The following is a 15,536-nucleotide window of genomic DNA, read 5'->3' as shown; positions in this document are numbered from 1 at the left end:
GGCGACTTCCGGACCGGCCCCCGACACACCGGAAAGGCGGCTTGACCCGTGGCTCCCCAGCTCAGTGAATTCGTGAAGGCCTACGACGTCAGAGGACTCGTCGGTTCGCAGCTCACGCCCGAGGTCATGGAGGCGATAGGCGCGGCTGCCGTGGCCGTCACCGGTGAGCGGTCCTGGGCCGTGGGCCACGACATGCGCGACTCGGGCCCCGGATTCGCCGAGGCGTTCGCGCGCGGCGCGGTCAAGGCCGGCGCGAGCGTGGTCGAGGCCGGGCTGTGCTCGACCGACATGCTCTACTTCATTGCCGGGCAGCGGAACGTGGCCGGGGCGATGTTCACCGCGAGCCACAACCCGGCCGAGTACAACGGGCTCAAGCTGTGCCTGCCGGCCGCGCGGCCGATCGGGCTCGACACGGGCCTGGCCGACATCCGCGACCGGGCGCAGGCGATCCTCGACGGCGAGCCGGCCCCCGAGGCCCAGACCCCGGGGACGGTCACACAGGAGGACTTCCTGGCCGCGTACGCCGCGTACATGCGGGAGCTGGTGGACCTGTCCGGCATCCGACCGCTGAAGGTCGTGGTGGACGCGGGCAACGGCATGGGCGGGCACACCGTCCCGGCCGTGCTCGGGGACCAGCTGCTCGCGGGGCTGCCGATCGAGATCGACCCGCTGTACTTCGAACTGGACGGTTCCTTCCCCAACCACGAGGCGAACCCGCTGGAGCCGGCGAACATCGTCGACCTCCAGGAGCGCGTCAGGGTCGTCGGGGCCGACCTCGGTCTGGCCTTCGACGGGGACGCCGACCGCTGCTTCGTGGTCGACGCCGACGGCGAGCCGGTCGCCCCTTCGACGATCACCGCGCTCATCGCCACGCGTGAACTCGCCAAGCACCCCGGCAGCACGGTGTGCCACAACCTGATCTGCTCCAAGGCCGTCCCCGAGATCGTGGCCGAGCACGGCGGGACTCCCGAGCGCACCCGGGTGGGCCACTCCTACATCAAGGCCGTGATGGCCGAGAAGGACGCGGTCTTCGGCGGCGAGCACTCCGGGCACTACTACTTCAGGGACTTCTGGTTCGCCGACACCGGCATGCTCGCCGCGATGCACGTCCTCGCGGCCGCGGGCGAGACCGACCGGTCCCTGTCGGAGCTCTCCGATGAGTTCGTGCGCTACACCGCCTCGGGCGAGATCAACTCCAAGGTCGCCGACCCGCACGCGAAGATCGACGAGGTCGCGACCCACTTCGACGCCCAGGACGACGTCGAGACCGACCGGCTCGACGGCCTCACGCTCGCCTTCGGCGACGGCTCCTGGGCCAACCTGCGCCCCTCCAACACCGAACCGCTGCTGCGGCTCAACGTCGAAGGCCCCGACAAGGCCTCGATGGAAGGGCTGCGCGACGACATCCTCCGCATCGTTAGGAACTAGCCCATGCCCGCCACCGCACCGAAGCCAGTGCTCCTGGAGCTGCTGCGCTGCCCCGAACCCCACCACGCCCCGCTGTCGTACGACCGCGAGGCCAACGCGCTCACCTGCTCCGAATGCGCGAAGGTCTTCCGCGTCGAGGACGGCATCCCGGTGATGCTCCTCGACGGCTCCGGCGACTGACGAGGCCGACGACCACCGGCCGCCCCGGGCGGCCCGCTCCCCCGGCAACCGAAGCGAACCGCCAAGGGCCGCATCACGATGCGCGCCCTGAAGGCCAAGGAGGAACACAGGATGGGTCTTGAGGACGAGGGCGTGGCCGGGATCTTGGGCGACCGGCTCCCCGACGAACGCCGCATCGAAGGCGACCTGACCGAGGCGATCCGGCCCGGCGGGGCACTGTGGGCGCTGGCCTCGGCCGGGCCGCAGCTGCGGGAGTCGGCCGCGCTGGCCGCCGACGCCGGGCTCGCCGCGCTCGCCGAGGAGGGCCGCCCCCGGGCGGTCGTGGTCGCGGGCGTCGGCACGGCCGCGCGCACCGGCGACATCCTCGCCACCGTCGCGGGCCCGCGCTGCCCCGTCCCGATCCTCGGCCACCGGTCCGCGGGCGTGCCCGGCTGGGTCGGCGCGGCCGACGTGGTCATCGCCGTCTCGGCGTCCGGTCGCAGCCCCGAGGCGCTGGCCGCGGCCGAGGCCGCGCAGCGCCGCGGCGCTCGCCTGGTCGCGATCGGCGCGCCCGACTCGGAGCTCCAATCGCTGGCCGAACGGGCCCGCGCCTCGTTCGTGGCCGTGCCCCGCCGGGCCCCGGCCCGGCTCAGCCTGTGGGCACTCACCGTCCCGGTCCTCATGGCCGCCAGGGAACTCGGCCTGGTGAGCCTCGTGGAAGCCGACATCGCCGAGACCGCGCGGCGCCTGGACGAGGACGCCGAGCGGTGCCGTCCCGACGCGGACGCCTACGTCAACCCCGCGAAGGAACTGGCGATGAACCTGGCCGGGTCGATCCCGGTCGTGTGGGGCTCCAGCCCGCTCGCGGGCGTCGCGGCCCGCCGCTTCGGCGACATGCTCGCCGCGAACTCGCGCTACCCGGTGGTCTCCGGCGAGCTCGGCGAGGTCGGCCGCGGCCGGGTGGGCCTGCTCGACGGCGTGTTCGGCTCGCTCGCCGAAGGCCAGAAGGACATCTTCGCCGACCCGGACGAGGACGAGGAGCTGACGCGGCTGCGGATCGTGCTCATGAGGGACGACGGCCTCGACGGCGACGACTCCACCCCCAAGCCGGACACGAGGCGCGCCGACGCGGTGGCCGACCTGGCCCAAAGCCGCGGCATCCGCTGCGACGTGCTCCCCGCCGAGGGCGGCTGCTCGCTGGAGCGCCTCGCCTCGCTCATCGCCGTGCCCGACTTCGCGTCGGTCTACCTGGCGCTGGCGCACGGCCTCGACCCGATGCGGGTCCCGGCCGTCTCGGAGATGAAGGACCTGACCCTCGGCGCCGAATAAGGCGCGCAAGGGGAAACGGGGCCGCAGGCCGGTGCACGGCCTGCGGCCTTCGGCGTACCGCTGTCGGCTCCGGCACCCGCGCGGGCGGGGTTTCGGAGTGCGCTGGGACAACCGTTAGAGTTGGGTCCACCGGATCGGAAATAGTGAGGAGCGGCGGTGCAGGGGCTCTACGGCGTCATCCGCAACTACGCGTGGGGATCGCAGGACGACATCGCCCGCTTGCAGGGCCGGGAGGTCCCGGCCGACCTCCCCGAGGCCGAGGAGTGGTTCGGGGCGCACCACAGCGCCCCCTCGACCCTCCACGACGGCCGCCCGCTGGACGACGCGATCGCGTCCGCTCCGGCCGAGCTCCTCGGCGAGCGGGCCTTCGAGCGCTTCGGCCCGAAGCTGCCGTTCCTGCTCAAGCTGCTCGCCGCCGGCAAGCCGCTCTCGCTCCAGGCCCACCCCAACTCGCGCCAGGCCCACTCGGGCCACCAGCGCGAGCTGCGCATCGGCATCGACGCGGCGTTCCGCAACTACGTGGACGACAACCACAAGCCCGAGATGCTGGTGGCGCTCACCGAGTTCCGCGCGATGTGCGGCTTCCGCGACCCGCTCGCGGCCGCCGACGACATCGAATCGCTCGACGTCCCCGAGCTCGAATCCCTGGTCGCCACCTTGCGCGACCGCAAGGCCGGGCTGCGCCGGGCCGTCCCGGACCTGCTGGGGCTGCCGCGTGACGAGTGCCGGTCGATCATCGCCGCCGCGGCGAAGGCCGCCGCCGAGCTCGACACGGCCGACGGGGCCGACCTGGTGTCGCTGGCGCGCTCCTACCCCGACGACCCGGGCGTGCTGGTCAGCCTGCTGCTCAACCACATCACGCTCCAGCCCGGCGAGGCGGTCTACATGCCCGCGGGGAACCTGCACGCGTACCTGCGCGGCTTCGGGGTCGAGATCATGGCCGCCAGCGACAACGTGCTGCGCGGGGGCCTGACGAACAAGCGGGTCGACGTGCCCGAACTCTTGCGAGTACTGGACTTCCAGGCGATCGACGAGCCGAACGCGGCCATCGAGGACGAGGGCCCGGTGCGCACCTGGCCGGTCCCGATCGACGATTTCTCGCTCAAGCGCGTGACGCTGACCGGCGAGCCGCTGACGCTCGCGATCGAGGGCCCCCGGATCTGCCTGAGCACCGGCGGTTCGGTGACGGTGGCCGACGACGACGGCGAAGTGGCCCTGTCCCCGGGCCGGGCCGCGTTCTCGGCCGGCACCGCGGGCGCGATCACCGCGTCCGGCGAGGGCGAGCTGTTCATCGCCAGCGCGTGACCTCGAGAGACGAGTCCGGCCCGACCGCTGAGCGGTCGGGCCGGTTCCCATTGCAACGCGGGAAATCGGGTTACGAGAGTTTCTTCTGGACTTCGATGTCGCGGCAGAAGCGGCGGTAGCCGATCGCTTCGTTGATCGCGATCATGTGGGTGTTGACCTCGGCGTTCCAGGTGTGGACGTACCGGAGCTTGGGCCGGTAGGCGCGCAGGAGGCGCTGGTTGGCGATCTTGAGGATCGTGCCGAGGCGCTTGCCGCGGTGGGCGGGGTCGACGATGGTGTCGTTCTGGCCCGCGTGCTCCTCTTGGCCGGGGAAGACGAGGATGTCGGTGAGTCCGGCGATCTCGCCGGTGGCGACCTCGCGGACGGCGGCGGCGAGCTGGAGTTCGCCGCGTTCGGCGCACACGCGTTCCTCGTCGCGGACGCGCGCCACGTCGTAGACGGCGGGGCGGATGTCGAGCTCTTCACCCATGGGCGGGTCGGTGTACATGCGGGCGCGCATGGCGGCGATGCCTTCGGCGAGGTCGTCGGGGGCGTGGTTGACCCACTGGATCAGCTCGTATCCGGCGGCCTTGTCCCACGCGTCGACGTAGAGCTTGGCGAGGTCGTCGTCGTCGACCGCGAAGAGGTCGTTGCGGCGGTGGATCTCGTTGTCGACCGAGGCGTAGCCGCGGGCCCCCGCGAACGCCTGGCCCGCGTGGTCCATCTTCGGGCCGTCTTCGACGGAGTCGACGACGCCGGTCAGGAGGGTGTCGCGGCCGGTCTCGGCGGCGCGGCGCTCGACGAATTCGAGGAGGCGGGTGCCGATGCCCTGGCGGCGGTGGTCGGGGTGGACCTCGAGCTCGAATCCGATCAGGTGCTGGTTGTCGGCGAGGAACAGGACCAGTTCGGTGGCGCCGACGACCTTGCCGTCGATTCTCGCCACGTAGCGTTCGACGTCGACGGCGGAGGGATGCAGGGCCAGGCGCAGGCGCTGGTGGGCGACGGCGTAGGGAGCGTCGCCGGGCGTGTCGTGCGCGATGACGGCGTTCTGCATGGTGATCCACGCCCCGACGAGTTCGGCGTCGAGAGGATCGATCGGGAGAATTTCAATGTCGCTCATGGTCCCTGTACGGTCTCGTACCCGAGAGGTGGGCGCAATCGAATTACGGGAACACGGAGAAGCCCGGGCACGAAAATGTGCCGGGCGGCCACCCCAGACCGCCCGGCACTCCCCCCGGTTTGGTATTCCCCGGCGTCTCGGTGAAGGTTCCGACCCTGTGGGCCTTCCCGCATCTCCGTGACGCTGCGTATCTGCAATATTACTCAACGCCTCAGCAGTGTCAAGCAGAAACACGGGTTGCGCCGGATATTTTTTCCGTGTCACTCGCCTCAGGGATTGACGTGGCTCTCACCTGCGGTTTCGTACGTGTCGGCCGCCACTGCGGCGTTGGCGGGGGACTCCGGGGGCGGCGCGTAGCATTTCAGGCATGACGAACACGCTGCGAGCCGACGACTACAAGGTCGCCGATCTCAAGCTGGCCGACTTCGGCCGCCACGAGATCCGTCTGGCCGAACACGAGATGCCCGGCCTGATGGCCCTGCGCGAGCGCTTCGGCGCGTCCCGCCCGCTGGAGGGCGCGCGCGTCACCGGGTCGCTCCACATGACGATCCAGACCGCGGTGCTCATCGAGACGCTCACCGCGCTCGGCGCGCGGGTGCGCTGGGCCTCGTGCAACATCTTCTCCACCCAGGACCACGCGGCCGCCGCGATCGCGGTCGGCCAGGGCACTCCCGAAGCGCCGCAGGGCGTCCCGGTGTTCGCCTGGAAGGGCGAGACGCTGGAGGAGTACTGGTGGTGCACCGAGCGCGCGCTCGACTGGGGCGGCGAGGAGCCGAACCTGATCCTCGACGACGGCGGGGACGCCACGATGCTCGTGGTCAACGGCGCGAAGTTCGAGGCCGCCGGGACCGTGCCGGACGCGGCCTCGGCCGAGAGCGAGGAGGAGGCCGTGGTGCTCGCACTGCTGGCCCGCTCGCTCAAGGAGGACCCGACCCGGTTCACCCGCAAGTCCGCCGAGATCAAGGGCGTCACCGAGGAGACCACCACGGGCGTCCACCGGCTGTACGAGCTCGAACGCGAAGGGCGCCTGCCGTTCCCGGCGATCAACGTGAACGACTCGGTGACCAAGTCGAAGTTCGACAACAAGTACGGGGTGCGGCACTCGCTGCCCGACGGCATCAACCGGGCCACCGACGTGCTCATCGGCGGCAAGACCGTGGTCGTGTGCGGTTACGGCGACGTGGGCAAGGGCTCGGCCGAGGCGCTGCGCGGCCAGGGCGCGCGCGTCATCGTCACCGAGGTCGACCCGATCTGCGCGCTCCAGGCCGCGATGGACGGGTACCAGGTGCTCACGCTCGAAGACGCGGTCGAGTACGCCGACATCTTCATCACCACCACCGGCAACCGCGACGTGATCACGATCGACCACATGCGCCGGATGAAGCACCAGGCCATCGTGGGCAACATCGGCCACTTCGACAACGAGATCGACATGGCCGGCCTCGCCGCCGAGCCCGGCGTCAAGAAGCTCGAAGTCAAGCCGCAGGTCCACGAGTGGCAGTTCGATGACGGCCGTTCGATCATCGTGCTCAGCGAAGGCCGCCTGCTCAACCTCGGCAACGCCACGGGCCACCCGAGCTTCGTGATGAGCAACAGCTTCACCAACCAGGTGCTGGCGCAGATCGAGCTGCACACCAAGCTCGACGAGTACCCGGTGGGCGTCTATACGCTCCCCAAGCACCTCGACGAAGAGGTCGCCCGCCTCCACCTCGACGCCCTTGGCGTCAAGCTCACCGAACTCTCCAAGAAGCAGGCCGACTACATCGGCGTCAAGGTCGAGGGCCCCTACAAGCCCGACCACTACCGCTACTAGTCCTATAGCGACACACGGCCCGGACCATTCGGTCCGGGCCGTTTCGCCGCTAGACCGCCTTGTCGATCACCGAGCGGGTGATCTTGGCGATCTCCTCGACCATCGCGATGCCCTTGGTCTGGTTGGGAGCCTTGCTGGTCAGGATCGACATGCGGATGTCCTCCTTACCCGGCCTGGCGATGGCGCCGACAGAGTGGACGACCCACAGGCCCCCGAGGGACGCCCGGGTGTCCCAGCCGTTCTTGACCAGCGACTTCTCGCCCTCGCGCACGGCGGCGCGGATGCCCCAGGCCTGGACGTAGGCCACGCCGCCCATGAGCCAGCGGACGTAGTCGACCTTCTCCTGCGAGAGCCGGCCCTTGGAGAGCAGCTCCTTGAGCACCAGGATCGGGTCGCCCGCGTTGGTCGTGGTCAGGCCCCACCGGCAGTCCGGTGAGGACTTCGTGTACGTGAGCTTGTAGCGGACATGCGCGGCCTTGAGCGCGTCGCAGCCGCCGAGGAAGTTGTAGAGCGCCGTGGTCGCGTCGTTGTCCGACCAGACGATCATGTTGCGCGCCTGGTCTTTTCTCAGCTGCGGAATCGCGGCCATCGAGCTGTACTTCTCCAGGAGCATCAGCAGGATCTCCAATTTCACGACCGAGGCCGTGTCGTGGATTCTGCGGGCGTAGGTGCTCACCAGGCGCGATCCGCGCGAGACCACCACCGAGGCCTCCATCTGCGTGCCCGTGGTCGCGCGGTAGGCCTCGACGCGTTCGAAGAGCTCCACGGAGAGCGCAGCGTCGGTGGGGCCCTGAGCCTGTGCCGCGCTCTGCCAGGCGGTCGCGCCGGCGAGCGCGGCGGCCGCGGGCAGGACGGACCTGAGTACCAGACGCCGAGAGGGGCGGGGGCGCTGAAGGAGTGCGTGGGGGTGGTCGTGCCGAATCATCAAGCCAGGCTACGGAATCCGTGCAATTCTCACAATAGTCCGTGTGGCCAATCAAGGGCCGATTCTTCCGTCTGATGGGGACCCTGCCGATTCGGCGTGAGCGGGGGTGGCAGGCCGCCCGCTCGCGCCGAATCCGATCAGGCGGTTTCGATGACCTCTCTGGCGATCTTGGCGATTTCCTCTACTACTGGGATGCCTTCGATGTCGTCTACCGCGCCGCTGGTGAGGATGGCGAGTTTGGTTGGGGTGCTTGAGTCTCCGGCGAGGACGCCGATGGAGTTGACGACCCAGAGGCCGTCGAGTTGGGCTTCGACGTCCCAGCCGTTCTTGAGCCAGACGGTCTCGCCTTCCCTTGCGGCGGCGGAGATGCCCCAGGCCTGGTCTTCGATCACGTTGCCCATGAGATGCCTGGCGAGGTCGGTCTGGGCGGTGTCGAGGACGCCTTCGTAGAGGTTGAGGTCGGTGATGATGAGCTGGTCGGAAGCGCTGGACCAGCCGACGCCCCAGCGGCCGTCGGGGTCCAATGTGGTGTTCGAGAGGCCGTAGCGCTCGTGGGCGGCCTCCAGGGCCGCCGCGCCGCCGAGGTAGTTGTAGAGCGTGTTGGCCGCGCCGTTGTCGGACTCGGTGATCATGCGCTCCAACAGGTCCCGGTGGTCGGCGGGGATGGCGTCCACCGAGCCCCAGTACTGCTGGACCATCGCGAGGATCTCGACCTTGACGATGGAGGCGGTGATGTGGGTCTGGCCGGGGTTGTAGTCCAGGCGCACGTCGCCGCGCTCGATCGCGACCGAGGCCTCCACCGCGGTGCCGCTCTGGGCCAGGTACTCGTCGATCCGGGCCGCGAGCTCCGCTTCGAGTTCCTCACGGGAGGGCCCGAACATCGAGCCGAGGCCGTCCTCCGCGTTTGCCGCCACCGTGGCGACCGCGCCGCCTCCGATGAGGACGGCCGCCGCGGGGACGCCGAGCAGGAGTGCGCGACGGGACGGGCGCAGGCGAAGAGAGCTTGCTTCACTTTTGCGGATCATCGTGCAAGGCTAGGGAATCGGTCAAGGAGGAGTCAATGCCTCACGAGCGGATTCGACGCACGGAGCCTGTCTGGAATCTCATACCGCCTCGAAGCAACCGAAAGCACGGCAAAGGGCGTACAGCGAAAGCTGTACGCCCTTTGTGGAGTGGTTCTAGTAGGCCGGCAGGCTCGGGTCGACCTGGTTGATCCAGCCGAGCACGCCGCCCTGGACGTGGACCGCGTTCTTGAGGCCGGCGGCCTTGGCCGCGGCCAGCGCCTCGGCCGAGCGCACGCCCGCCTTGCAGTAGAACACGGCCTGGCGCTCGGTGGGCAGCTGCGACAGCGCCGCACCGGACACGATCTCCCCCTTGGGAATCAGCCGCGAACCGGGGATGCGCACGATCTCGTACTCGGCGGGCTCGCGCACGTCGATGAGGTCGATGTCGCGGCCCTCCTTGATCCACTCGGCGAGCTCGCGCGCGGTGATCGTGGAGCCCACGACCGCCTCGGCGGCCTCGTCGGTGACCGAACCGCAGAAGTCCTCGTAGTCGATGAGCTCGGTGACCGTCGCGTTCGGACCGCACACCGCGCAGTTCGGGTCCTTGCGGACCTTGATCTTGCGGTAGGTCATCTCGAGCGCGTCGTAGACCATGAGCGAGCCGACCAGCGGGTCGCCGATGCCGGTGAGCAGCTTGATGGCCTCGGTGGTCTGGATCGCGCCGATCGAGGCGCACAGGACGCCGAGCACGCCGCCCTCGGCGCAGCTGGGCACCATGCCCGGCGGCGGGGGCTCGGGGTAGAGGCAGCGGTAGCACGGGCCCTGGTCGGCCCAGAACACGCTGGCCTGGCCGTCGAAGCGGAAGATCGAGCCCCACACGTAGGGCTTGCCCGACAGGACGGCCGCGTCGTTGACCATGTAGCGGGTGGCGAAGTTGTCGGTGCCGTCGATGATGAGGTCGTACGGCTCGAAGACCTCGAACACGTTGTCGTTGTCGAGCACCTGGTTGTGGATGACGACGTCGACGTACGGGTTGATCTCGCGGATCGAGGCCGCCGCGGACTCGGACTTGGGGCGCCCGATGTCGGACTGGCCGTGGATGATCTGGCGCTGGAGGTTCGACTCGTCGACCGTGTCGAACTCGGCGATGCCGATCGTGCCGACCCCGGCCGCGGCCAGGTACATCAGGGTGGGGGACCCGAGGCCGCCCGCGCCCACACACAGCACCTTGGCGTTCTTGAGTCGTTTCTGACCGTCCATGGCGACGTCGGGAATGATGAGGTGGCGCGAATAGCGGCGCACCTCGTCGACCGACAGCTCGGAGGCTGGTTCGACCAGCGGCGGCAAACTCATGCCTCCAATAATGCCCGTCCACGGTGTGGATATTCCACCGGGAAGCGCGGTGTGCGGCGCTTCACGCGCGTGGGACGGATCGTCCCGTTCTGTGGGACGCTAGCGGTCGACGAAGTCGTCGGGCGGGAGGTCGGGGCCGTTGTAGTCCCCCGCCGGGCCCGACAGGTAGGTCTCGCCGTCGGGGAAGGGCCAGGAGTTCCCGGTGCAGCCGGCGAGCTGGAAGGTCTGCTGGGCCATCACCGGCGAGGGCTCGCCTTCGGCCGGGCAGACCTCGTGGCCGAGGCCGAGCCGGTGGCCGACCTCGTGGTTCACCGCGTACTGGCGGTAGGCGTCGAGCGTGTCGTCCCAGTGGTCCACGCCGGTGATCCAGCGGGCCGAGTTGATGACGACGTTGTCGCCGTTGCGGCACGAGACCGTGGTGTTCTGCGAGCCGCACAGGTAGGCGCGCTGCTCGGGGCTGGCGAGGTAGATCGTGAAGTCCGCGCCGCCGCCGCCGGGGACCTGCTGGAAGCGCCAGCCGCCGCCGGCGGTCCACGAGCGCGGGTCGGCGAGCGTGGCGTGCACGAACTCGGAGAACTCGGCGGCGTCGAGTTCGAGGCCGTTCTCGACGGCCACGTCGTAGGTCAGGAGCGTCCCGGCGGTGCCGAACACTTCGGCGTCGGCCGGGGTCGCGTACGTCCAGGTGCCGGAGCCCGAGAAGTACAGCGGCGGGGTCACGTCCGGTTCGGGCTCGGGTTCGGCCAGCAGCACGCCGTCCTCGGAAGGCAGCGGGGCCGCGACCGAGCTGGGCGGGATCTGCTCGTCCTCGTCGAGGGCCTGCGGGCGCTCGTCGTCGGTCGGACCGAGCGCGAAGTAGAGGCCCGCGCCCGCCATGAGGACCAGGATCGCGAAGAACACGAAACGGCGCCTCCTGCGGAGCCTGCGATTGCGATCCAGCCGTCCTTCGGTCACACCGGCGAGTCTAGGACAACTGGGGCCCTGACAGGCCCGGCCCCGGTTTTTGTGTGGTCTGATTCGAGTTCACAATGCGGACAGCACGTCACGCGAATCGTCTGCTACACCGTCGCTGACCTCGTCGAACATCGCCGCCATCGCGCGCGCGACCGCCTGGGTGCGCTCCATCATCGCCACATGGCCGGTCTGGTCGAGGATGAGCAGCCGCGAGTCGGGGATCGCCAGAGCCGTGGGCGGGGCCTGGCGCACGTCGATCACGCGGTCCTGCTTGCCCCACACCACGAGCGCGGGGCACTGGAGCTCCCGGGCCAGGCGCCACAGCGAGTGGGTGCCGGGCACGAACGCCTGGAAGAACGAGGCCATGAGGCCGCGGTAGGTCTGGATGTAGGCGCGGGAGTTCCAGGGGACCGAGAGGCGGCGGCGGGCCTCCTCGATGGCCTCCTCGCGGCGCTGGGGGTGGATGAGGTCAGGATCGGCCCAGGTGCCGAGGATGATGTCGTCGACGACCTGCTCGGGGGTGCGCGAGCGCATCGCGCGGTCGGCGAACCAGGCCATGTTGGGCACGGCCAGCATCGGCACGAAGCGGGACTGGTGGGAGCGGCGGGGGTTCGCGAAGGGCATCGCGGGCGAGATGAGCGTGAGGGTGCGGACCAGCGCGGGCCGCGTGGCCGCGAGGTAGACCGCGACCGCGCCGCCGAGCGAGTGCCCGGCGAGGTGGACCGGGCCGCGTCCGGACTCCTCGATCCAGGCGGCCACGTCGCGGGCCAGCAGCGGGATCGTGACACGCGGGGCCGGCGCGGAGTGGCCGAATCCGGGCAGGTCGACCGCGTCGGGGGCGAGGCGGTCGGAGAGCGCGTCGGCCAGGTCGGTCCAGTTCTGCGCCGAGCCGCCGAGGCCGTGCACGAACACCGCCGGCTCCGCGCCGGGCGCGGTCGACGGGGTGTGCCTGATGAAGAGCCTGCGGCGGCTGAGCTGGTGTTCTATACCGGGCCACGGCGGGTGCGGACGCTCGGGGTTGCGCACCCCGTCGGCGTCTGCCAGCCGTGCCCGTTTCATGGGAGCTAGTGTGCCACCTCGGCGGCGAGCGCGCCCAAAGTAGCCGAAACGACTGCGCGCGAACGCTCCGCGGTCACCACGGAGGCCCCGGAGAGGCGGCGCACGGCCTGGCCGTCGAGCCAGAGGATGACCACCACGGCGGTCTTGACCGGCCCGGTGGCCACGATCGAGGCGTGCTCGACCTCGACGCGCACGTCGTTCGCGCCCAGGCGCGGCCGCAACGCCTCCACTGTGGCCTGCGCGGCGGCGTGCTGAATGTGCCAGTCGATCGGCGGTACGGCGACCTTGCCGGTGGACTCGCCGCCGCCGAGGGCGAGGGTGACGCTCACTTCGGCTTCGAGGCCGGCGGACTCGATCTCGACGCGCCGCAGTTCCACGGGGCCGACGTCGGGGAGGTCGACTTCGGCGGTGGTCTCGACGGGCGTGTGCAGTTGCGCGCCTTGGATCTGCCTGCCGGGTTCGTCGGCGGACTGGGGGCCGGGTTCGACGGCGCGCTGCTCGGCCACGACGCGCGAGACCACGGCGTGGACCTCGTCGGGGTCGACACCCTCTTCGAGTTCGAGCCTGAGACTGGAGGCGCCGTCGGGGCCGGTGACGTGGAAGGCATCGCGCACACCGGGCACGCCGCGGACCGCGTCCACCAGGCGCGCGGACTCGGGGTCCTCGGCCGGGGCGGGCAGGGGCGCGGGCTTCTCGACCGTCGCGGGCGGGGTGGGCTCGGCGACCGGGGGCCGGTGCTGCGGCGGGGTGCGCAGCGCGGCCTGCTCGGTGACCGGCGGGCTGGGGACGGCCTCGGGTGAGACCTCGGTGACCGGCTGCTGCACGATCGGGAACTGGTCGGTCTGCTGCTCGTTCGCCGGGATCGGCAACTGGTGGACCGGCGTGTGCTGGACGGCCGGCGGCTGCTGGGGCGGCATCTCGATCGGGCCGGTGTGGGGGTCGACCTGCGGCGGGACCGGGGCCTCCTGCGGAGTGGGCGGGGCCGGGGCGCTGTATTCCTGCGCGGCGCCGGGGAGCGCGGCGAAGGTCTGCGGCGCGCTCGGCTCGGGCGGGGAGCTGTACTGCGGGTTCGCGGGCGTCGCGGGAGGCGCGAAGTTCTGCGGCGGCGCGCTTTGGGGCGCGGGGGCGCTGAACTGCTGCGGGACCCCGAAGTCCGGCGCGGGCTGCTGGGGGACGCCGAAGTCCTGCTGCGGGGCCTGGTTCGGCTGCTGGGGCGTGAAGTCGGCGGACGCGGGCGGGGCGCTGTAACCGGGGTGCTGCTGGGGCGCACCGAAATCCGGGGCGGCCTGGTCCTGCTGCGGGGGCGCGAATGACTGCGCCGCGGGCGGGGCCGGGCGGTCGTGGTTCGAGGCGGGGGCGTTCTGGTTCGCCGCTGGCGGGGTGTTCCGATCTTGGATCGGACCGGAGCCGTTCGGGTTCGCCGCCGGCGGGGTGTTCCGATCTTGGATCGGACCGGAGCCGTTCGGGTTCGCACCAGGCGGCGCACTCCGCTCTTGGTTCGCACCTGGCGGCGCACTCCGCTCCTGGTTCGCACCTGGCGGCGCGAACGGCGACGGCTGCTGCTCCGGGTGCTGGGCCTGCGGCGTCTGGGGGGCCTGCGGGATGGGTTCGAACTGGTCGCCGGGCGAAGGGCGGCGGGTGGCGGGGACGCTGGGGCCGGTCTCGGCGATCTCGACGTTCGGCATCTGCCCCGTCGGGTCCTCGCTGTAGCGGTGGCGGCGGCCGCGGTCGGGATCGAAGCGGTACTGCTCGGGCGCCTGCCCCATCGGCTGGCGGGCCTCCTCCGCGGGGTCGGGAGCCTCCTCGGTGGGCGGGCCCCACGACCTGCCGATGCGCCTGCGGGCCGGACGGTCCTCCCCGCTCGGACGCTGCGGCTCATCCGGACGGTTCTGGTCATACACCACTAGACAACTCCTTCATATTCCCGCCCTCAAGGTACCGTGGCGCGCCCAGTGACTCGAACCCGCGTTTGTCGCCCCCGTACGCTGGGAGACTGTATTCAGGCTTCCGTAAACTTCCTTCAGGTCGCAAGAGCCCGCGACTGACGGATGGCCGACATGAGCGGAATCGAGGTGCCGGAGTGAACAGCGCTGGTGAGGGGCGGGTCCGACTGCCCAGGAGCGAACGCCGGGCGCAGTTGCTGCGGGCCGCTCAGGACATCTTCGTCTCCAAGGGCTACCACAACACCAGCATGGACGACATCGCCGACAATGCCGGGGTGTCCAAGCCCGTGCTGTATCAGCACTTCACGTCGAAGCTGGAGCTGTACCTGGCGCTGCTCGACGGGCGGGCCGACGAGCTCGTGGGGCACGTGCGCGAGGCGATCGAGTCCACTGAGGACAACAAGGAACGAGTCAACGGCGCCATGCGCGCCTACTTCGACTTCGTCGACGCCCAAGGCGAGGCGTTCCGGCTCGTGTTCGAGTCCGACCAGCGCAACGACCCCGAGGTCGCCGAGCGGGTGCTGCGCATGGAGGCCGAGTGCGTGGCCGCGATGGCCGACACGATCATGGCCGACGCCCACGTCGACAAGGCCCGCGCCGAACTGCTCGCCACCGGCCTGGTCGGCGCGGCCGAAGTCGCGGCCCGCAAGTGGATCGCCTCGGGCCGCGCGATCCCCAAGGAAGAGGCCGTGCAGCTGATGAGCTCGCTGGCATGGCGCGGGATCTCTCACTTCCCCAGAGAGGGAGAACCCGCCTTACGGGTCCCGCGTTCGCTCTCGGCGCACTGCGCCGTGCGGGTGGCGGGCGCTCGCCGCTAGTAGGCTTGGGGCGTCCAGGAGTATTTCGATTGAGGAGGGCCCGTGGAGGTCAAGATCGGTGTCCAGTACGCCCCGCGCGAACTGGTGTTGGAGAGCAAGCTCTCGCCGAAGGACCTGTCCGAGACGATCGACCAGGCCGTCACGAACGGCGGGGTCCTCCGGCTCGAAGACGAGAAGGGCCGCCAGGTGATCGTCCCGGTCGAGAAGATCGCGTACGTGGAGATCGCCGCCTCGACCGTGCGGTCCGTTGGCTTCACGGTCGACGCCTGAGCTTGCGAGGGCTCGGGCCGTGAACAAGAGGCACAGCACGGTCGACGCCTGAGCTTGCGAGGGCTCGGGCCGTGAACAAG

The 15,536-nt window shown here is 70.4% G+C and carries 14 protein-coding genes; 7 read left to right on the top strand and 7 right to left on the bottom strand.

The window, feature by feature from the left end; genetic code table 11:
• Positions 1-48 precede the first annotated feature (48 nt).
• The 4 genes from AB0B28_RS19660 to manA all read left to right on the top strand — a co-directional run bounded on the left by AB0B28_RS19660 (position 49) and on the right by manA (position 4,221).
• Positions 49-1,428: a phosphomannomutase/phosphoglucomutase gene (locus tag AB0B28_RS19660; RefSeq protein WP_360123312.1), complete on the top strand. Its 1,380-nt coding sequence runs from the start codon at positions 49-51 to the stop codon at positions 1,426-1,428.
• A gap of 3 nt (positions 1,429-1,431) precedes the next feature.
• Positions 1,432-1,608 carry a Trm112 family protein gene (locus AB0B28_RS19655; protein WP_360123309.1) on the top strand — a complete coding sequence of 59 codons (177 nt, stop codon included), beginning with the start codon at positions 1,432-1,434 and terminating at the stop codon, positions 1,606-1,608.
• 111 nt (positions 1,609-1,719) lie between these two features.
• Positions 1,720-2,916, top strand: a complete 1,197-nt coding sequence (locus AB0B28_RS19650; protein ID WP_360123306.1) for an SIS domain-containing protein — start codon at positions 1,720-1,722, stop codon at positions 2,914-2,916.
• 156 nt (positions 2,917-3,072) lie between these two features.
• Complete coding sequence (manA, locus tag AB0B28_RS19645) at positions 3,073-4,221, top strand: mannose-6-phosphate isomerase, class I (protein WP_360123303.1); 1,149 nt, start codon at positions 3,073-3,075, stop codon at positions 4,219-4,221.
• Between the two features lie 70 nt (positions 4,222-4,291).
• Here the strand turns inward: manA and AB0B28_RS19640 are convergent, their stop codons facing one another.
• Positions 4,292-5,320 (bottom strand): GNAT family N-acetyltransferase, encoded by a 1,029-nt coding sequence (locus AB0B28_RS19640; protein WP_360123300.1) that lies wholly within the window; start codon positions 5,318-5,320, stop codon positions 4,292-4,294.
• Positions 5,321-5,687: 367 nt separating this feature from the next.
• On the opposite strand from AB0B28_RS19640, the gene ahcY reads away from it, so the two are divergent.
• Positions 5,688-7,133: an adenosylhomocysteinase gene (ahcY, locus tag AB0B28_RS19635; RefSeq protein ID WP_360123297.1), complete on the top strand. Its 1,446-nt coding sequence runs from the start codon at positions 5,688-5,690 to the stop codon at positions 7,131-7,133.
• A 49-nt stretch (positions 7,134-7,182) separates the two neighbouring features.
• Here ahcY and AB0B28_RS19630 read toward each other — a convergent pair whose 3' ends face one another.
• The 6 genes from AB0B28_RS19630 to AB0B28_RS19605 form a co-directional block, all read right to left on the bottom strand.
• Positions 7,183-8,058 (bottom strand): hypothetical protein, encoded by an 876-nt coding sequence (locus AB0B28_RS19630; protein ID WP_360123294.1) that lies wholly within the window; start codon positions 8,056-8,058, stop codon positions 7,183-7,185.
• 137 nt (positions 8,059-8,195) lie between these two features.
• A complete protein-coding gene (locus AB0B28_RS19625) occupies positions 8,196-9,083 on the bottom strand; it encodes a serine hydrolase (protein WP_360123291.1) in 888 nt (295 codons plus the stop codon).
• 153 nt (positions 9,084-9,236) lie between these two features.
• A complete protein-coding gene (gene moeZ / locus AB0B28_RS19620) occupies positions 9,237-10,415 on the bottom strand; it encodes an adenylyltransferase/sulfurtransferase MoeZ (RefSeq protein WP_360123288.1) in 1,179 nt (392 codons plus the stop codon).
• 99 nt (positions 10,416-10,514) lie between these two features.
• Entirely contained in the window at positions 10,515-11,366 is an 852-nt protein-coding gene (locus AB0B28_RS19615) for a DUF3152 domain-containing protein (RefSeq protein ID WP_360123285.1), read from the bottom strand.
• 69 nt (positions 11,367-11,435) lie between these two features.
• On the bottom strand, positions 11,436-12,425 hold the full coding sequence (locus tag AB0B28_RS19610; protein WP_360123282.1) for an alpha/beta fold hydrolase: 990 nt from the start codon (positions 12,423-12,425) through the stop codon (positions 11,436-11,438).
• A 5-nt stretch (positions 12,426-12,430) separates the two neighbouring features.
• Positions 12,431-14,329: a hypothetical protein gene (locus tag AB0B28_RS19605; RefSeq protein WP_360123279.1), complete on the bottom strand. Its 1,899-nt coding sequence runs from the start codon at positions 14,327-14,329 to the stop codon at positions 12,431-12,433.
• A 176-nt stretch (positions 14,330-14,505) separates the two neighbouring features.
• On the opposite strand from AB0B28_RS19605, the gene AB0B28_RS19600 reads away from it, so the two are divergent.
• The gene (locus AB0B28_RS19600; RefSeq protein WP_360123276.1) at positions 14,506-15,186 is read left to right on the top strand and encodes a TetR/AcrR family transcriptional regulator; all 681 of its coding nucleotides are present in this window, start codon (positions 14,506-14,508) and stop codon (positions 15,184-15,186) included.
• A 42-nt stretch (positions 15,187-15,228) separates the two neighbouring features.
• Positions 15,229-15,456: a DUF3107 domain-containing protein gene (locus AB0B28_RS19595; RefSeq protein ID WP_360123274.1), complete on the top strand. Its 228-nt coding sequence runs from the start codon at positions 15,229-15,231 to the stop codon at positions 15,454-15,456.
• The last annotated feature ends 80 nt before the right edge of the window (positions 15,457-15,536 follow it).

The sequence above is a fragment of the Glycomyces sp. NPDC046736 genome (assembly GCF_040645615.1).
Taxonomy (GTDB): domain Bacteria; phylum Actinomycetota; class Actinomycetes; order Mycobacteriales; family Micromonosporaceae; genus Glycomyces.
This window is presented reverse-complemented; position numbering and strand designations above follow the sequence as displayed.